This is a genomic window from Halorarum sp. SLYT50 (assembly GCF_059821265.1).
The window spans coordinates 1,981,937-1,998,658 of record NZ_CM187555.1 but is presented as its reverse complement, the minus strand read 5'-3'; the positions used below and the strand labels follow the sequence as shown (position 1 = coordinate 1,998,658).

The following is a 16,722-nucleotide window of genomic DNA, read 5'->3' as shown; positions in this document are numbered from 1 at the left end:
TCAACTACTGCTGACGGTGCTCATGGGCGCGCTCCTCGTGGGCGTGGCCGCCTTCCTCGCGCGGGTCGAGGACTGGCGGTCGTACACCCCGCTGGGCGCCGGGGGGACCGTCGGGGAGTCCGGCTACGTCTCGGAGGAGAAGCCGGCCGGACTCATCCGCTGGCTCACGACGGTCGACCACAAGGACATCGGCCTCCTGTACGGGCTGTACGCCGTCATCGCCTTCCTCGTCGGCGGCGGGATGGTGATGCTGATGCGTGCGGAACTGTGGACGCCGAGCAACGACGCGGGGCTCAGCCTCCTCGGCTCCGCGACGTTCTACAACTCGCTCCTGACGAGCCACGGCATCACGATGCTGTTCCTGTTCGGGACGCCTATCATCGCGGCGTTCGCGAACTACCTCGTCCCGCTCATCATCGGGGCGGACGACATGGCGTTCCCCCGCATCAACGCCATCGCGTTCTGGCTGTTGCCGCCCGGAGCGCTGCTCATCTGGGCCGGCTTCTTCCCCATCCCGGAGGTCATCCCAGCCCAGACGGCGTGGACGATGTACACCCCGCTGTCGGCCGGTGTCGGCAACGGGAACCAGGCGAACGTCGGCGTCGACCTGATGCTGCTCGGACTGCACCTCACCGGCGTCTCGGCGACGATGGGCGCCATCAACTTCATCGCGACCATCTTCACCGAACGCGCGGAGGAGGTCACGTGGGCGAACCTCGACATCTTCTCGTGGACCATCCTCACCCAGTCGGGGCTCATCCTGTTCGCGTTCCCGCTGCTCGGGAGCGCGCTGGTGATGCTGCTGCTCGACCGGAACTTCGGCACGACGTTCTTCGCCGTCGGCGGCGGTGACCCCATCCTCTGGCAGCACCTGTTCTGGTTCTTCGGCCACCCCGAGGTGTACATCCTCGTCCTCCCGCCGATGGGCATCATCAGCTACGTGTTGCCGCGGTTCGCCGGCCGGAAGCTGTTCGGGTTCAAGTTCGTCGTCTACTCGACGCTCGCCATCGGCGTGCTCTCGTTCGGCGTCTGGGCGCACCACATGTTCTCGACGGGTATCGACCCGCGTCTGCGCGCCAGCTTCATGGCCGTCTCGATGGCCATCGCCATCCCGAGCGCGGTGAAGACGTTCAACTGGATAACGACGATGTGGAACGGCCGGCTCCGGCTCACCACGCCGATGCTGTTCTGCATCGGCTTCGTCTCCAACTTCATCATCGGGGGCGTGACCGGCGTGTTCCTCGCGTCCATCCCCGTCGACCTAGTGCTCCACGACACGTACTACGTCGTCGGACACTTCCACTACATCGTGATGGGCGCCATCACGTTCGCCGGCATGGCGGGCATCTACTACTGGTTCCCGCTCGTCACCGGCCGCTGGTACCAGCGCAGCCTCGGGAAGGCGCACTTCTGGCTGTGGATGGTCGGCACCAACGTCACCTTCTTCGCCATGGTGCTGCTCGGCTACGGCGGCATGCCTCGGCGGTACGCGACCTACCTGCCGCAGTTCGTCACGCTCCACCAGATAGCCACGGTCGGCGCGTTCCTCCTGTTCGTCGGCGGGTTCGTCTGGCTGTACAACATCGCCGTCTCCTGGATGGAGGGCACCCACGTCGCCTCGGGCGACCCGTGGAACCTCGCCGAGAAGAACCTCAACACCGCCGAGTGGGACTGGTTCGACCGCAAGCGCGAGACGGCGCTGGCGGACGGCGGCGAGGAGGAGTCGGTCGCGACCGACGGCGGTCACGAGACCGAACCGACCGACGAGTAAGCCGACCGGGGGAGCGTTCCGACCGACTCTCGACCCGGCTCGAGAACCCGTCGCTGGCGTCGAACCACCGCTCTCGTCCGACTCCGTCGGCGATGCCTCTCCGACGGCGAGCGGTTACTGGATGACGAGGACGAGTCCGGTCGCGAACATGAGGAACGCGATACCCCCGAGAATGACCCCGAGGAGGTCCTTATCGCTCATACATAGGCCGACGGTTCCGAGCGGCAAAGGCCCGTCGTTCCCCTTCCCGTCCCCGACCCGGTCGAGAGCGGAAGCCATATTCGCGAACCGTTCCAAGCGACGGCGTGAGCCAACGGGACGAGAGACGCGGGTTCGACGGGCCGCGACTCGTGGTGGCGCTGTACCTCATCCTGGTCGGCGTCGGCGCCGTCGGGGGCGCGCTGGTCGGGGTGTTCGTCAGGGACCTCACCGCCCCGCACCTGTTCGGCGTCGTCCCGCTCCCCCCGACTCCCCTCGGCTTCGCCCTCTACGGGACGGTGACGGTCGGGCTGGCGCTCGGCGTCCCGCTCGCGCTCGTGGTGTACGTCTCGCGCCGGGTCGACGACCCGCACGCGGTCGAGGAGTGAGCCGGCGAGTAGCGAGTCGAGGAGTCGACCGGCGGTAGGACGCCGAATCGACCTCGCACTACGCGTCGTAGACCCGTTCGGCCAGCGCGGCGACCTCGGCGGGACGCTGGCGACCGCCCGCCACCTCGGCGAGTTCGCCGTCGCGAAACGCGAGGACCGACGGCGCGTCCCGCACCTCGAACGTCTCGCGGAACCGCCCCGAGAGTTGGCCGTCGATGCCGGCGACGTCGTGGTCCTCGGGGAGCGCGGCGAGGACGTCGTCGAGTTCGGCCTTCATCGCGTCGCAGGGCGCGCAGTTCCGCCGCCAGACGAGGACGACGGCGTCCGGGTGGGCGTCGAGGTACGGCTCGTACGCCTCGTCGTCGAGTTCGGTCAGTGCGTCCGGGACGGACGAGGGCGGGTTCGCGTCGGCGACGACGGTGGCCATCACGGCCAGGTCGACGGTGTCGGGTTCCTCGTCGAGGAACGACCGGAGCGCGAGAAACGCCGCGAGTTCCTCGCGCGTGACGCCGTGCTCCTCGATGCGGGCGGCCGCCTCGTCCGGGTCCAGCCAGAACGCGTCCGCGACGGCGCCGCGGAACGTCTCGTCGTCGGCGTCGAGGTACGTGTCGAGGTACACCTGGTGAGTGCGCTGGAAGTCGGGCCGGACGACCAGTTGGCCGTCCGCGCGCTCGCGGAGTACCTCCGCCTCGACCAGACGGTCGACGAGCACGGTCGGGTCGTCCGGTACGGTCCGGTCGGCGTCGGGGTCGCCGCTCATACTACCCGTACTGGCCCCCCCGCTCTTCGGTGTGACGGCGCGACCCGCGAGCGCCGTCGGTCCGGGAAGGACTCACGCGAGTTCGTCCGCGACGCCCGCGAGGCGGTCGACCTCGAGCGAGGGGTCGCCGCCGACCCGCTCGAACGGGTCGTTGCCGCGGTTCACCCACGCGGTCGCCATCCCGGCGTTGCTCGCGCCCGCGACGTCCCACGCGTTCCCCGAGACGAGCCGGCACTCCGCGATGGGCCGACCGGCGCGCTCGGCCGCGTTCTCGTACACCGCGGGGTTCGGCTTGAACGTCGACACCTCGTCGGCGCTGACGACGTCGTCGAGGTGGGTCGCCAGCCCCGCGTTCGCCGCGAGCGTCGTCAGCATCTCCGGGTCGCCGTTCGAGAGCACCGTCACGGTGTGACCCGCCGCCGAGAGCCGCGTCAGCGTCTCCACCGCGTCCGGAAACGGGTCGAGTTCGTCGTACGCGCCGAGCAGCGTCGTCCGCGTCGGCTCGTCCGTGTCGACGCCCCACCGGTCGAGCGCGTACGCGAGCGCGTCCGCAGTCACCTCCCGGAACGGCCGGTACGCGTCCATGAGCGCCGTCTGGTAGGAGTACTGGAGCTGTTTGCGCCGCCACGTCTCGTCGAGTTCCGCGACGAGCGCCTCGGAGACGTCGAGTTCGCGCACGAGCGTCTCCCGCACGGCGCTCGTGTCGCACAGCGTCCCGTACATGTCGAAACAGAGCGTCTCGGCCATGAGGGGGCTTCGCGGCCGCAACACAAATCGTCACGGCTGTCACGTGTGAACGGACCGCACGATTTAGGCTCCTCGCCACCAAGAGACCGCATGGACCTGCGAGCGGCCACGGCCGAGGACGTACCCGAGATTCGCCAGGTAGCGCGCGCGTCGCTCGACGCGTCGTACGGACACGCGCTCTCCCCCGACCTCATCGACGACGCCGTCGAGACGTGGTACGGCGCGGACGGACTCGCCGACGAACTCGACGACGAGGACGCCGTGTTCGTCGTCGCGGCCGACGACGGCGAGGTGGTCGGCTTCGTCCAGAGCTACTACGTCCCGGGCCAACCCCCGGTCGGCGAGATCGACTGGCTCCACGTTGCACCCGACTACCGCGGGCGCGGCATCGGGACGGACCTGCTCCGCCGGGCCGAGTCGACGCTGCTCGACCGGGGGGCCGAGCGCGTCGAGGGACGCGTGCTCGTGGCGAACGAGGCGGGAACCGAGTTCTACGAGGAGGAGGGGTTCTCGCCGGCGAGCGAGCGACGCGTCGACATCGGCGGGGAACCGTTCCGCGAGCGCACCTACAGCAAGGTCCCCGGCGGCGACGCAGACCGGGCGCTCGTCGACTCGCGGACGACCCCCGACGGGACGGCCGTGTACGTCGCGTACGACGAGAGCGAGCGCGCGTCGTTCGCGCCGTTCTACGCGACGTACTTCGACGCCGACCGCGCGGAGCGGCACGGCTACGTCTGCGGCAACTGCGAGTCGTTCGCGGTCAGCGTGGACTCGATGGACCGCGTGGAGTGCGAGTCGTGCGGCAACCGGCGCAAGCCGACCCGGTGGGACGCGGCGTACCTCTAGACCGCTGACGCCGACCGTCGGCCGTCGACCGAAAACGCTCGGTGGGTTACTGGACTACTCGTTCCCGACCTTCGTCTTGATGTCCTCCACCACGTCGGGGTTGCGGAGCGTCGAGGTGTCGCCGAGGTCGTCCCCGTTGGCGATGTCCTCGAGCAGGCGACGCATGATCTTCCCCGAGCGGGTCTTCGGGAGTTCGGGGGTGAACACGACGGCCTCCGGGCGCGCGATGGGACCGATGGCGTCCTCGACGGCGCCGACTATCTCCTCGCGGAACGCGTCGGACTCCTCCTGCCCCTCCTCGACGATGACGTACGCGTACACCGCCTCGCCTTTCACCTCGTGGTCGCCGCCGACGACCGCCGCCTCGGCGACGCCCTCGACGCCGACGATGGCGCTCTCGATCTCCATCGTCCCGAGGCGGTGCCCCGAGACGTTGATGACGTCGTCGACGCGCCCGAGGACGGTGATGTAGCCGTCCTCGTCGATCTTCGCGCCGTCCTCCGGGAAGTACACCCAGTCGTCCATGTCGTCGGAGTCGGTGTCGGAGTACTCCGCCCAGTACTCCTCGATGAACCGCTCGTCGTTGCGGTACAGCGTGCGGAGCATCCCCGGCCACGGCCGGTTCACCGTGAGGTAGCCCGCGCGACCCGGCTGGACCTCCTCGCCCTCGGTGTCGACGATGCGGACGTCCAGCCCCGGGAGCGGCGGGCCGGCCGACCCGGGTTTCATCGGGCTGATGCCGGGGAGCGTCGTCACCATCATCCCGCCGGTCTCCGTCTGCCACCAGGTGTCGACGACCGGGCACTCCTCGTTCCCGACGTGCTGGTAGTACCACTTCCACGCGCGGGGGTTGATCGGTTCGCCGACCGTCCCGAGCAGACGGAGGCTGGACAGGTCGTGGCCGTCGGGGAACTGCGACCCCCACTTCATGAACGAGCGGATGGCGGTCGGCGCGGTGTACAACTGGTTGGCCTCGTACTCCTCGATGATCTCCCACAGCCGGTTCCGGTCGGGGTAGTCCGGCGTCCCCTCGTACATCATCGTCGTCGTCCCGAGCGCGAGCGGCCCGTAGACGATGTAGCTGTGCCCCGTTATCCAGCCGATGTCGGCCGCACAGAAGTAGGTGTCCTCGGGTTTCACGTCGAGCACCGCGTGGGAGGTCCACGTCACCCACGAGAGGTAGCCGCCCGTGGTGTGTTTCACCCCCTTCGGCTGGCCGGTGGTCCCCGAGGTGTACATCAGGAACAGCATGTCCTCCGCGTCGCGTTCGACCGGGTCAACCGTCGCGCCCTCGTTGTCGGCCAGCAGGTCGTCCCAGTCGTGTTGGTTCTCGCGCAGGTCGTGGCCGTGGCCGTCGTCGCCGAGGCGGTCCACGACGAGCGTGGTGGTGTCGTGGTCCACGGAGCCGAGCCCCTCGTTGGCCTTCGCGAGGTGGTCGAGCGGGTCGCCGCGGCGGTAGTAGCCGTCGCAGGTGACGAGGTACTCGGAGTCGGCCGCGTTCATCCGGGTGGCGAGCGCCTCCGCCGAGAACCCCGCGAACACCACCGAGTGGGGGGCGCCGATGCGCGCGCACGCCAGCATCGCCACCGGGAGCTGGGGTATCATCGGCATGTACATCGTGACGACGTCGTCCTCGCCGACGCCCAGTTCGCGCAGTCCGGCCGCGCACTCGTTCACGCGCTCGTGGAGTTCCGCGTAGGTGAGCGTCACGTTCTCCTCGTCGGTGGGTTCGCCCACCCACTCGATAGCGGCCTCGTCGCCGCGCTCGTCGAGGTGGCGGTCGAGACAGTTGGCCGAGGCGTTCAGCTTCCCGTCCGTGAACCACTGGTAGAACGGCGGGTTCGAGGCGTCGAGCACCTCGTCGTACGACTCGTCCCAGTCGAGCATCGCCGCGGCGGCCTCCCAGCACTCGGGCCAGTTCTCCTCGAACTCCTCGTACACGTCCGGATCGGAGACGTTGGCCTGCTCGGTGAACGCCGCCGGCGGCTCGAACTCCTCCTGTTCCTCGAGCCGCGCTTCCAGTTCCCCGTCAGCATCTGACATAGTCACCTGTACAGTCCGAATCGACCGTGATAAAACCTCCCTCGCGAGTCACGGGGTCGCCTGCTTGCGGTTTCACCGTGTGCGAACGCGAGTCGGCGCGGTCGGTGGCCACACCGCTCGTGGGGGGGCGCCGGGTCAGTCCCACGTCACCCAGACGAGGAACACCAGCGCGACGAGTTCGATGAGACGGAGGCCGCCGATGGCGAGGTGGGCGATGGGGGCCTGGTTCGCTATCCAGGCGCTGATCTGCGGGTGCCAGTAGAACAGGTAGAGCGCGAGGGCGTTCTCCGCGAGGAGGCTGACGGCGAACGCGGCCAGCCCGAGCGTGTGCTTCGAGTGGAACTGGAGCCAGTTGCGGCCCCAGACGTACGTGAGACTCACGAGGAGGGCGACGTTGATCGCCGCGGCCGACCACGTCACGTAGAGCCACGTACTCACTGCCATTCGTCCGTCCCCCCGTACTCGTCGGCTGCGCTTATACCCTTTCCAAACTCTCTCCGAACTTCGGCGTGCCCGGTCATTCTATCTGCTCCATTATCTCTTCGACCGTCTCCCAGTTCTGTCGCGCCCGGTCCGTCGGCAGGTAGACCGCGCCGTAGTCGTCCCCCTGTTTCCGGAGAACCCCGTTGTCACAGAGGACGTCGAGGTGGTGTCGGACCGTCGTGTAGTCCAGTTCGAGCGCGTCCGCGAGTTTGTTCGCGTTCCGCGGGCGCTCGTCGATGGCACGGAGGATGCGAACCCGATTGGCTCCGCCCCGGGTTCCGGTGAGCACGTACCACAACACCCCGTCCATCGTCACCCGGTACACACCCACCAGGCAGGTAAGTCCACCGGGAACCGACGGCCCGCGTCGCGTCGCACGCCGGGGTCACGACGAGAGTCCGACCGTCTCGCGGTAGGTGCCGAACTCGGACTCGAACACGTCCATGATCTCGCCCATCGTGGCGTACGTCTTCACCGCGTCGACGACGGACGGCATCACGTTCTCGTCGGCCTCCACCGCGTCGGAGAGCGCCGCGAGCGCCGTCTCGACCGCCTCGTCGTCCCGTCCGTCCTTCACGTCGGCGAGGCGGGCGCGCTGTCGGTCCTGGACCTCCTCGTCGACGTGGAGCAGGTCCGGGTCGGGGTCGTCCTCGACGGTGTACCGGTTGACGCCGACGACCACCTCCTCGCCCGACTCGACGCGCTCCTGGTACTCGTAGGCGGCGTCCTGTATCTCGCGGTGGAAGTACCCCTCCTCGATGCCGCGCAGGACGCCGTCGCGGACGGAGCCGCCGCCCATCTCGCGGATCTCCTCGAGGTACGCCGTCACCTTCTCGTCCGTCTCGTCCGTCAGGCTCTCGACCATGAACGACCCCGCGAGCGGGTCGACCGAGTCGGCCGCGCCCGACTCCTCGGCGATGATCTGCTGGGTGCGCAGCGCCACCCGGACCGCCTCCTCGCTCGGGAGCGCGAGCGCCTCGTCGAAGGAGTTGGTGTGGAGCGACTGGCTCCCCCCGAGTACGCCCGCGAGCGCCTGAACGGTCACGCGGACGACGTTGTTCAGCGGCTGCTGGGCCGTCAGCGACTGGCCCGCCGTCTGGGTGTGGAACTTCAGCCGCTTGGACGCCGCCTCGTCCGCGTCGTACCACTCGTCCATGAGCCGCGCGTAGACGCGCCGCCCGGCGCGGAACTTCGCCACCTCCTCGAAGATGGAGTTGTGCGAGTTGAAGAAGAACGACAGCTGAGGGGCCACCTCGTCGACGTCCAGTCCACGCTCGCGCGCGTCCTCGACGTACGCGAACCCGTCCGCGAGCGTGAACGCGAGCTCCTGAATCGCCGTCGACCCCGCCTCGCGGATGTGGTAGCCCGAGACGGAGATGGGGTAGATGCCCGGCGTCTCCTCGATGGCGAACTCGACCGTGTCGGTCACCAGGTCGAGCGACGGCTCCGGGGGAACGACCCACTCCTTCTGTGCGATGAACTCCTTGAGCATGTCGTTCTGGAAGGTGCCCCGCAACTGGTCGCGCGGGACGCCCTTCTCGTCGGCGAGCGCGACGTACATCGCGTAGACGACGGGCGCGCTCGGGTTGATGGTGAACGACGTGGACACCTCGCCGATGTCGATACCGTCGAACAGGATCTCCATGTCGCGCAGCGTGTCGACGGCGACTCCCTCCTTGCCGACCTCGCCGTCCGCGAGCGGGTCGTCGGAGTCCTTCCCCATCAGGCTCGGCATGTCGAACGCCGTCGAGAGGCCGGTCTGCCCGTTGTCGATGAGGTAGCGGAACCGCTCGTTCGTCTCCTCGGCGGTGCCGAAGCCGGCGAACTGGCGCATCGTCCACGTCCGCCCGCGGTACATCGTCGGGTACGGCCCGCGCGTGTACGGCTCCTCGCCCGGGAACCCGAGGTCGGTCTCGTAGTCGAGGTCCGCCACGTCCTCGGGCGTGTACAGTCGGTCGACTTCGAGGTTCGAGACGGTGGCGAAGCGGTCCTTCCGCTCGCCGTGCGCGTCGAGCGCGGGGTCGAGGGTCTCGGCCTCCCACTCCTCGCGCGCCTCGCGGATGGCCGCGAGGTCGTCCTCGTCGTACATGGACGTGAACTGTTTGGAACGACCATTAACGGTTCGGGTAGGCCCGGCGCGCGGTTCGCGAGGGCCCTGGTCGGCCGGCGGCGCGACGGACGGACGGAGTCGTCAGAAGGCGAATCCGAACTGGACGCCGCCCGAGTGGGTCTCGCGTCCACCCTCCGTCTCCAGACTGTGGAGGTAGTCGAACCGGTAGAAGGGGCTGACTCGTAGCGAACTGATGTCGAATCCGAGATTGGCCTGGAAGTAAGCGCCGACCAGTGCGTCGAGCGCGCCGGTTTCGACGTTCGACTCGAACCCGGCAGTCGCGCCGCCCGACAGGCGCAGATGGGTCGGTGCGAGCGGCGTGGTCGGGAGGTTCACCAGTGGGACCTCCACTCCCAGCCCCGCGCTCCCGAGGAAACCCGAGGTGAACGTGTAGTCCGCGCCGAGGACGAGCGGGAACGATATCCCGTGTGTCTCGAAGAGGTCGATGTCGTAGCCGAGACCCAGGGCGGCCAAGTCCTCGCTCCCGCGGATCGCGAACAGCAGACGGTGTCTCCGGTCGCCGAGGCCCGGCGTGCTCACCGGCCCCACGTCGGTCAGCGCCGTGTCGAAGCCGGGCGCGACCACGTTCGGTTTCTCCAGCGGCAGTCCGGCGCGACGCAGCATGGAAGCGACGACCGAGTTACTGTTCGGCCCGTTCGGCGAGTACGGGACGTTCCATCCGGGGATTTCGTTCAGGTGACTCTTCATCGTACGGACCTTCGTGCACGCGTCTTCACCCTCGTAGACGGTGACCGAAGGCGCGCTCTCGTCGTAGTCGATGAATTCGGGCTGGTAGAGCCCACAGAGGGTATCGATCGTCCCGTAACCGCCGTCGGGAGCGCCGCTCGGGCCCCCGCGCAGGCCGTACGCCGTACCGGAGCTATCGGTGTACACCACGAAGAGGTGAAACAGGGAGACGTTCGGGAGGGAGATTTCCCCGGCCCGGACGTCGATGCGGCCGGAACACGCCCGTCCTGTCGGTTGGGGTATCGGGATGTCACAGCTGCGCTGGAGTACGTCACTGCCGTGACCCGCCTGCTGTAGAACGTGCGTGAGTTCGTGAGCCAGCAACCACCGCCCCGACCGGGTCTCGGGCGCGTAGTTCCCGGCACCGAACACGACGTGCGAGCCGACGGTGTACGCCTGTGCGTTCACGGCCCTCGCCGATTCGGCTCCCTTCGCGTCTGTGTGTATTCGGACGTGGCCGAAGTCGCGACCGAACCGGTCCTCGACCACGCGACGCGTCGCGTAATCGAGCGGTCGGCCGGGTGACTGTACCACCTCGCTGACCGAGGGGGAGATACCGCTCGGGACGTCGGGAGTCGGTCCCCGGAGTCCGGTCTCGCGACGACGAGTGAGACGGTTCTCCGAGGAGGGATGGTCGTCACGGGTCCGACCGGAAGACGCGTGCAGGAAGCGGGGTCGACCCGGCAGCGAACGGGCGCGAACACCGACCACCTCACCACTCCCGACTCCGGTCACCGACGGGCTCGGTCCCCGAACGACTCGTTCGGCTACCCGCTCGGCCTCGTGCTCGTACGCGTCGTTCGGCGGTGCCACGTCGACCCCAGCGTGAGTCGACCCGCTCAGCAGTTGCTGGACCGCCCGGTTCCCGTAACTCCGCTGTATCTCCACTATCGAGTGACCCGCCGCACCGGAACCGGACCGTTCGCCGAGCCGCTGGGACCGGGGCGACGTACGCTCGGCTTCGTTCGTCTGCTTCTCCCGCACTGCCATCCGAGCCAGGGTCGTCATACGGATACGTAGCGCGCCCGGTCGTACGACCGCTCGACTCCGGTGGAAGCCACCGTCCGAGCGGGCACCGCGGATGCTACTATTTCAGTGTACGACGGGACAGATATTAACTGTTGACTCGGACCGGCGACGTTCTGACCGGAAAGGGCGGGTGGTCGCCGGCGAAGGAGCAAAGACGACGACGCGCCTACTTCGGACCCAGTGAGAGAGTACCAGCGCAAACAGCTCCTGGAACGCGTCAACAAGGAGGGCGCGACCATCGGCGCGGACATCCCCGACCGCATCGAGGTGCAGGGCGAGGAGATCGACCTCCGGGAGTTCGTCTTCGAGATCAAGCGCCGCGACACCGTCCCCGAGGGCGAGCGCGAGCGCGTCGAGCGGGCGAAACGGAACCTCCGGCGCGAGCGGCGCGAGCGCCTGCGGCGCATCGAGGAGAACGAGGTGAGCTTCGAGGCGGGCGAACGGCTGGCCGAGAGCATCATCGGCATCGACCGGGCGCTCGACGCGCTCGAACAGCTTCGGCCCGCGAGCATCGAAGAGGAGGCCTCCCGGCAGGAGGCGATGGACCAGAAGCGCTGGATGAGCTTCCTGAAGAAGGCGCTCGGACGCGACGACGGCGGTGGTCGTCGGGGTGGCCTCTAGGGAGAGAGCGGAGCGACCGCTCGGAGCCAGCCGACCGGAGCGGTCACGACGTCGGTCCGATGTCGAGGACGGCCCCGCAGCCGGGACACTCCATCACCACGAGCGGGTCGTCGGTGGGGAGCGCGTTCGCCATGTCCCCGAGCGACCGGCGCCGCCGGCAGTGTGGACACCAGAGTTCGACGGGCAGGTCGCGAGAGCCGACGTGGCCGTTCAGTCGTGAATTCACGCGAGAGATTCGCTCGCAGAGATATTAACGTAGAACGGTCGCCAGCCGACGAGCGGGCGGACGGCCCGAATCGGGCCGCGACACCGTGGTCCGACCGTTCTAAGTCGACGGCGGCCCTCGGAGCGACCGATGAGGAACGCCGAGGTCGCCGCCCTGCTGGAGGAGTACGCCGACCTGCTGGAGGCACGGGGCGAGGAGTACAAGCCGAACGCGTACCGTCGGGCGGCCGAGAACGTCCGCGAGTACCCCCGCGCCGTCGAGGACCTCGCGGCCGAGGGGGAGGAGACGGTCGCGGAGATCGACCGCGTCGGCGACGCCATCGCCGCGAAAATCGTGGAGTACGTCGAGACCGGCGAGATAGCCGAACTGGAGGACCTCCGCGAGGCGCTCCCGGTCGACATGGCCGCGCTCACGCGCGTCGAGGGGGTCGGCCCGAAGACGGTGGGGAAACTGTACGAGGAACTCGGCGTCACCACGCTCGAGGAGTTGCGAGACGCCGCCGAGGCGGGTCGCATCCGCGAGGTGAAGGGGTTCGGCTCGAAGACCGAGGAGAACATCCGCGAGAACGTCTCGTTCGCCCAGCGGGCGGGCGAGCGCCAGCGGCTTGGCGACGCGCTCCCGCTGGCGGACGACGCGCTCGCGCACCTCCGGGGCGTGGACGCGGTCGACCGCGCGGAGGTCGCCGGGTCCATCCGCCGGTGGCGCGACACCATCGGCGACGTGGACGTCCTCGTCGCGAGCGAGACCGACGGGGCCGTCGTCGACGCGTTCGCCGAGTGGCCCGCGGCCGACGACGTCATCGAGGCCGGCGAGCAGAAGGCGAGCGTCCGCGCGGGCGGCGTCCGTGTCGACCTCCGCGTCGTCGTCCCCGAGGAGTTCGGCGCGGCGCTCCAGTACTTCACCGGGTCGAAGGCGCACAACCTCGCGGTACGCAACCGCGCCATCGACCGGGGACTGAAGCTGAACGAGTACGGCATCTTCGACGTCTCGGGCGTCGAGGACCCGGACGCCGACCAGCGGGCGGGCGAGCGCCTCGGCGGCGCGACCGAGGAGGAGATGTACGAACCGCTCGACCTGCCGGTGTTCGCCCCGGAGATTCGGCAGGACTCGGGTGAAATCGAGGCCGCCGACGAGGGGAGACTTCCGGAGCTTCTGAACGAGGAAGCCATCCGCGGCGACCTCCACACCCACACGGAGTGGTCCGACGGGAAGAACACGATAGCGGAGATGGTCGCGGCCGCGGCCGAACACGGGTACGACTACCACTGCGTCAGCGACCACGCCGCCGGGCCGGGCGTGTTCGGGAACACGGGCCTCTCGGACGCCGAGGTGCGCGAGCAGATGGAGGAGGTCGAGACCGTCCGCGCGGACGCCGACATCGAGGTGTTCCACGGGGTGGAGGCGAACGTCGACGCCGACGGCGACGTGACCACGGACGACGACCTGCTGGCGGAGTTGGACCTGGTCGTCGCCTCTCCACACGCCGCGCTCGGGCAGGGAGAGGGGACCGACCGGCTGATTCGGGCGGTCGAACACCCGGAGGTGGACGTGCTCGGTCACCCGACGGGCCGGCTCATCAACGAGCGGCCGGGCCTCGACGTGGACTTCGGACGGCTGGCCGACGCCGCCGCGGCCGCCGGGACGGCGCTGGAGGTGAACGCGAACCCCGCGCGTCTCGACATGCACGGCGAGGCCGTCCGCGCCGCCGTCGAGGCGGGCGCGACGGTAGTCGTCAACACCGACGCCCACTCGCCCGCGGAGTTCGACTACGTCCGGTACGGCGTCCACACCGCCCGACGCGGGTGGGCAGAGCCGGCCGACGTGCTCAACGCGCGCGACGCCGACGGCGTCCGGGTGTTCCTCGACGGCCGATGACGGACGAGCGCGCGGTGACGCCGGAGCGCGACCCGCTCCTGCTCGACGCGATGCTCGGGAAACTGGCGACGTACCTCCGGATGTGCGGCTACGACGCGGCGTACGCGCTCGACCGGGGGGTCGAAGCCGACGGCCGCCTGCGGACGCTCGCGGCCGAGGAGGGACGCCGGCTCCTCACGCGCGACCGGAGCCTCGCCGCGTCCACGCCGGGGGCGGTACTCGTGACCGACCGAGCGGTGGAGGACCAGTTACGGGAACTCCGCGACGCCGGCTTCGACCTGACGCCCGCGGACCGGCCGACGCGCTGTGGCGCGTGCAACGGCCCGCTCGCGCGCGTCGACTCCGGGGAGCCGCGCCCGGAGTACGCCCCCGACCAGCGACCCGTGTGGCGGTGTCGCGACTGCGGACAGTGCTTCTGGCGGGGGAGCCACTGGGCGGACGTGCGGGCGCGGCTGCGAGCGCTGTGAGCGAGCCGTACGCCGAACGAAGCGACCGACGGAGAACGGAGGACCGGACCGAAAGACACCGAACCGGGACGCGCTCAGCGCGGCGTCCACTCGTCGCAGGCGTCCATGTCGTCCATGAGGCCGTCGTGGAGGCCGCAGTACGGCTGCATACCGTCGTCCGTACGGACGTACTGGAAGTGTTGACAGCTCCCACAGTAGACGTCGCCGGCGTTCGCAGACCGGCCCTCCCGCTGCGACCGAGACTGCGACCGTGCGTCCGCGGAGGGGGACGGCGACGACCGCGACTGGGGAGTCCGGGTCGACGCCGCGTCGCCGTCGAGCGAACGGATGTCGTCCGTCGTCGCCCCGCCGTCGCTCACCGTCGCCCCGCCCGTCGATCGACGGGTCCGGCGCGAGCGCGTTCGGCCGCCGGAGTCGTCCCCGTCCGACCCCCCGTTCGTCGCGTCGTTGGTCTGCGTCTCCACGTCGCCGTCGGGCGTCCCACCGAGGAAGCCGACGCCGCCGAGCCCCCCCATCGAACCCTTCGCGCCGCGGAGCGAGGACTCCGGAACCTCGACGACGCGCGTCTCGCCCTCGCGGGTGACTTCGAGTTTGACGGTGCCGCCGGGGTCGTTGCGCGACTTGAAGTTGGCGACGCCGACGAACAGACACCAGAACGTGGTGATGGCTCCGAAGAAGTAGACGATGACCGTCGGGAGCGTGAGGTTCGCCAGCCCCGCGCCGCAGTTCGTCCCGGACCAGTGGCAGGGGTACGCGTGGGCGAACAGCGCGACGCCGAGCACCGCGACGCCGGCGCCGACGACGGCCGCCGCCCGCGTCCGTCGGTCGGCGGGGAGCACCGAGAAGATGCCGAGGAACACGGCCGGGAGGCCGAGACCGGCGAGCACGCCGCCGAGTTCGCGCGCGCCGGTGAGTCCGAGCGGTCCGATGCCGAGGTCCGTCGCCGCGACGACGATGCCCGCGATGACGAGGAGCGCGCCGAGCAGGAACAGTCCGACCCCCAGATACAGTCGCCGGAGGCTGGCGTACTCACCCACCTGTCCCTCGTACGCCTCCGCGAGACTGGTCATGGAACCCGGTATGACACCCGTACACAAAACGGTGCGTCAGACGCTCGGCTGACGCCGTCCCGTCGGCGGGGTGGCGGGCCGACGGGCCTCCGGCGGGCGGCGGCCCGCGGCTTCGAAAGCGTTACCCTCACCGCTTTCGAAGTCGAGGGCATGGCCGACGACGAATCCGAGGAGGAAGCGGAGGAATCCGAGGAGGAAGAGCCCGCCGTCGAACTCGGAGACGGCCCCGAGGTGGAGGGTGCGCCGCTCGCCCGCGTCGCCTCCCGCCTGACGTGGCCCCAGGAGAAGTCGCGCGTGCTCGCGAAGGAGGGCGACGCCGTCGTCCGGACGCCCGACGGGCCGCGCGAACTCGAGGCGGTGCTCGGCGAGGTGGACGAGACGTACTTCGACCGCCGACAGTCGTTCGTCGAGGCGGTCGAGGGCGTCGTCGGCACCGGCCCGGTCCGAACGACCGAGTAGCACCGGGCGCGCGCCGTCCCGAGACGCACTCTTTTGTCCCGGAACCGCGAACCGCGAGCCATGGCGCTGCCAATCGACCCCGACGCCGTCGCGGCGGGCGACTACGGCGAGAAGCGCGCGACGCTCGAGATGGACCACGAGGCGGCCGTCGAACACGTGCGCGAGACGTTCACCGACCACGGGTTCGGCGTCCCCGTGGAGTTCTCGCCGTCGGACCTCCTGAACGAGAAGGTCGACGCCGGCCGGGAGCCGTACTACGTCCTCGGCGCCTGCAACCCCGCGATGGCCGACCGGGCGCTCGACGCGACCGACGGCCGCATCGGCGCGCTGTTCCCGTGTAACGTCGTCGTCTGGGAGGAGGAGCCGGGCGTCCAGACGGTGTACCACGTGAGCATCATGCGCATCGCGCGACTGCTGGGGCTCGACACGGACGCGGAGGCGATGGCGGACATCGTCGCGGAGACCGGCGAGATGGTCGACGCGGCGTACGCCGACCTCGACACGTGAGAGAGCCGGAGCGCTGAAACGACGGAACACTGAAGCGCCCGCGTCGCCCGAGTCCGGCCTAGCGCCGGTCGCGGTCGGTCGCGTCGGCGTCGCGGCCCGCGTCGGCGTCCACCGGGTCGCCCGGGTCGCCGCGCTCCTCGCGGAGTTCGGCGAGTTCCGCGCGCGTCTCGGCCAGTTCCCGCTCCAGTTCGTCGACCCGGTCGTCGTCCGGGGCGTCGCGGTCCTCGCGCGAGGACCGCGATATCGAGTAGCCGAGCGCACCCCCGAACGCGAGGACGGCGACGGGGACGCCGAGCAGGAGGACGAACACGAGGAGGATGACGAGCAGTTCCAGACCGCCGGGAATCCCGCCGAACAGGAGGGCCATGTCCGGG

The 16,722-nt window shown here is 69.5% G+C and carries 19 protein-coding genes; 8 read left to right on the top strand and 11 right to left on the bottom strand.

Translation table 11 applies throughout. The features are described 5' to 3' along the window. The first annotated feature begins 22 nt into the window (after nt 1-22). Nucleotides 23-1,771 (top strand): cbb3-type cytochrome c oxidase subunit I, encoded by a 1,749-nt coding sequence (locus AC6RUA_RS10500; protein ID WP_499815438.1) that lies wholly within the window; start codon nt 23-25, stop codon nt 1,769-1,771. Nucleotides 1,772-1,885: 114 nt separating this feature from the next. Here the strand turns inward: AC6RUA_RS10500 and AC6RUA_RS10495 are convergent, their stop codons facing one another. Continuing rightward, nucleotides 1,886-2,050: a hypothetical protein gene (locus AC6RUA_RS10495; protein ID WP_499812963.1), complete on the bottom strand. Its 165-nt coding sequence runs from the start codon at nt 2,048-2,050 to the stop codon at nt 1,886-1,888. 26 nt (nt 2,051-2,076) lie between these two features. Between AC6RUA_RS10495 and AC6RUA_RS10490 the strand changes: the two genes are divergently transcribed. After that, nucleotides 2,077-2,358 carry a DUF7520 family protein gene (locus AC6RUA_RS10490; RefSeq protein ID WP_499812962.1) on the top strand — a complete coding sequence of 94 codons (282 nt, stop codon included), beginning with the start codon at nt 2,077-2,079 and terminating at the stop codon, nt 2,356-2,358. A gap of 58 nt (nt 2,359-2,416) precedes the next feature. On the opposite strand, the gene AC6RUA_RS10485 is transcribed toward AC6RUA_RS10490, so the two are convergent. Both AC6RUA_RS10485 and AC6RUA_RS10480 read right to left on the bottom strand, forming a co-directional pair. Continuing rightward, entirely contained in the window at nt 2,417-3,118 is a 702-nt protein-coding gene (locus AC6RUA_RS10485; protein WP_499812961.1) for a thioredoxin family protein, read from the bottom strand. Nucleotides 3,119-3,190: 72 nt separating this feature from the next. Next, entirely contained in the window at nt 3,191-3,865 is a 675-nt protein-coding gene (locus AC6RUA_RS10480) for a haloacid dehalogenase type II (protein ID WP_499812960.1), read from the bottom strand. Nucleotides 3,866-3,955: 90 nt separating this feature from the next. Here AC6RUA_RS10480 and AC6RUA_RS10475 point away from each other — a divergent pair, with 90 nt between their 5' ends. Then, the gene (locus AC6RUA_RS10475; RefSeq protein WP_499812959.1) at nt 3,956-4,711 is read left to right on the top strand and encodes a GNAT family N-acetyltransferase; all 756 of its coding nucleotides are present in this window, start codon (nt 3,956-3,958) and stop codon (nt 4,709-4,711) included. Between the two features lie 54 nt (nt 4,712-4,765). Here AC6RUA_RS10475 and acs read toward each other — a convergent pair whose 3' ends face one another. From acs to AC6RUA_RS10450, 5 genes are all read right to left on the bottom strand, one after another. Further along, the gene (gene acs, locus AC6RUA_RS10470; protein ID WP_499812958.1) at nt 4,766-6,754 is read right to left on the bottom strand and encodes an acetate--CoA ligase; all 1,989 of its coding nucleotides are present in this window, start codon (nt 6,752-6,754) and stop codon (nt 4,766-4,768) included. A 135-nt stretch (nt 6,755-6,889) separates the two neighbouring features. After that, entirely contained in the window at nt 6,890-7,192 is a 303-nt protein-coding gene (locus AC6RUA_RS10465; RefSeq protein ID WP_499812957.1) for a DUF8036 family membrane protein, read from the bottom strand. Between the two features lie 79 nt (nt 7,193-7,271). Next, on the bottom strand, nt 7,272-7,547 hold the full coding sequence (locus AC6RUA_RS10460) for a winged helix-turn-helix domain-containing protein (protein ID WP_499815437.1): 276 nt from the start codon (nt 7,545-7,547) through the stop codon (nt 7,272-7,274). Between the two features lie 75 nt (nt 7,548-7,622). Continuing rightward, complete coding sequence (locus tag AC6RUA_RS10455; protein WP_499812956.1) at nt 7,623-9,326, bottom strand: acyl-CoA mutase large subunit family protein; 1,704 nt, start codon at nt 9,324-9,326, stop codon at nt 7,623-7,625. Between the two features lie 102 nt (nt 9,327-9,428). Continuing rightward, nucleotides 9,429-10,583, bottom strand: a complete 1,155-nt coding sequence (locus AC6RUA_RS10450; RefSeq protein ID WP_499812955.1) for an eCIS core domain-containing protein — start codon at nt 10,581-10,583, stop codon at nt 9,429-9,431. A 720-nt stretch (nt 10,584-11,303) separates the two neighbouring features. On the opposite strand from AC6RUA_RS10450, the gene AC6RUA_RS10445 reads away from it, so the two are divergent. Beyond that, a complete protein-coding gene (locus AC6RUA_RS10445) occupies nt 11,304-11,744 on the top strand; it encodes a DUF5788 family protein (RefSeq protein WP_499812954.1) in 441 nt (146 codons plus the stop codon). Between the two features lie 43 nt (nt 11,745-11,787). On the opposite strand, the gene AC6RUA_RS10440 is transcribed toward AC6RUA_RS10445, so the two are convergent. Continuing rightward, nucleotides 11,788-11,970, bottom strand: a complete 183-nt coding sequence (locus tag AC6RUA_RS10440) for a hypothetical protein (protein ID WP_499812953.1) — start codon at nt 11,968-11,970, stop codon at nt 11,788-11,790. Between the two features lie 129 nt (nt 11,971-12,099). Between AC6RUA_RS10440 and polX the strand changes: the two genes are divergently transcribed. Both polX and AC6RUA_RS10430 read left to right on the top strand, forming a co-directional pair. Next, nucleotides 12,100-13,845 (top strand): DNA polymerase/3'-5' exonuclease PolX, encoded by a 1,746-nt coding sequence (gene polX, locus AC6RUA_RS10435; RefSeq protein ID WP_499812952.1) that lies wholly within the window; start codon nt 12,100-12,102, stop codon nt 13,843-13,845. Next, nucleotides 13,842-14,312, top strand: a complete 471-nt coding sequence (locus AC6RUA_RS10430) for a Mut7-C RNAse domain-containing protein (RefSeq protein WP_499812951.1) — start codon at nt 13,842-13,844, stop codon at nt 14,310-14,312. Before polX ends, AC6RUA_RS10430 begins: the two co-directional genes overlap by 4 nt. Nucleotides 14,313-14,386: 74 nt before the next feature. Here the strand turns inward: AC6RUA_RS10430 and AC6RUA_RS10425 are convergent, their stop codons facing one another. Next, nucleotides 14,387-15,382, bottom strand: a complete 996-nt coding sequence (locus AC6RUA_RS10425) for a cell division protein CdpA domain-containing protein (RefSeq protein WP_499812950.1) — start codon at nt 15,380-15,382, stop codon at nt 14,387-14,389. Between the two features lie 150 nt (nt 15,383-15,532). Between AC6RUA_RS10425 and AC6RUA_RS10420 the strand changes: the two genes are divergently transcribed. Next, a complete protein-coding gene (locus AC6RUA_RS10420; RefSeq protein WP_499812949.1) occupies nt 15,533-15,841 on the top strand; it encodes a DUF5789 family protein in 309 nt (102 codons plus the stop codon). Between the two features lie 60 nt (nt 15,842-15,901). Next, nucleotides 15,902-16,348 carry a DUF302 domain-containing protein gene (locus AC6RUA_RS10415; RefSeq protein WP_499812948.1) on the top strand — a complete coding sequence of 149 codons (447 nt, stop codon included), beginning with the start codon at nt 15,902-15,904 and terminating at the stop codon, nt 16,346-16,348. A 58-nt stretch (nt 16,349-16,406) separates the two neighbouring features. Here AC6RUA_RS10415 and AC6RUA_RS10410 read toward each other — a convergent pair whose 3' ends face one another. Continuing rightward, nucleotides 16,407-16,715 (bottom strand): preprotein translocase subunit TatA, encoded by a 309-nt coding sequence (locus AC6RUA_RS10410; protein ID WP_499812947.1) that lies wholly within the window; start codon nt 16,713-16,715, stop codon nt 16,407-16,409. Between the last annotated feature and the right edge of the window lie 7 nt (nt 16,716-16,722).

What these genes read in the sequence shown, in the direction of transcription:
- AC6RUA_RS10495 (WP_499812963.1), bottom strand. Translation starts at nt 2,050, where the DNA reads ATGGCTTCCGCTCTCGACCGGGTCGGGGACGGGAAGGGGAACGACGGG.
- AC6RUA_RS10475 (WP_499812959.1), top strand. Translation starts at nt 3,956, where the DNA reads ATGGACCTGCGAGCGGCCACGGCCGAGGACGTACCCGAGATTCGCCAG.
- AC6RUA_RS10430 (WP_499812951.1), top strand. Translation starts at nt 13,842, where the DNA reads ATGACGGACGAGCGCGCGGTGACGCCGGAGCGCGACCCGCTCCTGCTC.
- AC6RUA_RS10480 (WP_499812960.1), bottom strand. Translation starts at nt 3,865, where the DNA reads ATGGCCGAGACGCTCTGTTTCGACATGTACGGGACGCTGTGCGACACG.
- AC6RUA_RS10485 (WP_499812961.1), bottom strand. Translation starts at nt 3,118, where the DNA reads ATGAGCGGCGACCCCGACGCCGACCGGACCGTACCGGACGACCCGACC.
- AC6RUA_RS10420 (WP_499812949.1), top strand. Translation starts at nt 15,533, where the DNA reads ATGGCCGACGACGAATCCGAGGAGGAAGCGGAGGAATCCGAGGAGGAA.
- polX (WP_499812952.1), top strand. Translation starts at nt 12,100, where the DNA reads ATGAGGAACGCCGAGGTCGCCGCCCTGCTGGAGGAGTACGCCGACCTG.
- AC6RUA_RS10455 (WP_499812956.1), bottom strand. Translation starts at nt 9,326, where the DNA reads ATGTACGACGAGGACGACCTCGCGGCCATCCGCGAGGCGCGCGAGGAG.
- AC6RUA_RS10500 (WP_499815438.1), top strand. Translation starts at nt 23, where the DNA reads ATGGGCGCGCTCCTCGTGGGCGTGGCCGCCTTCCTCGCGCGGGTCGAG.
- AC6RUA_RS10425 (WP_499812950.1), bottom strand. Translation starts at nt 15,382, where the DNA reads ATGACCAGTCTCGCGGAGGCGTACGAGGGACAGGTGGGTGAGTACGCC.
- AC6RUA_RS10460 (WP_499815437.1), bottom strand. Translation starts at nt 7,547, where the DNA reads ATGGACGGGGTGTTGTGGTACGTGCTCACCGGAACCCGGGGCGGAGCC.
- AC6RUA_RS10415 (WP_499812948.1), top strand. Translation starts at nt 15,902, where the DNA reads ATGGCGCTGCCAATCGACCCCGACGCCGTCGCGGCGGGCGACTACGGC.
- AC6RUA_RS10410 (WP_499812947.1), bottom strand. Translation starts at nt 16,715, where the DNA reads ATGGCCCTCCTGTTCGGCGGGATTCCCGGCGGTCTGGAACTGCTCGTC.
- acs (WP_499812958.1), bottom strand. Translation starts at nt 6,754, where the DNA reads ATGTCAGATGCTGACGGGGAACTGGAAGCGCGGCTCGAGGAACAGGAG.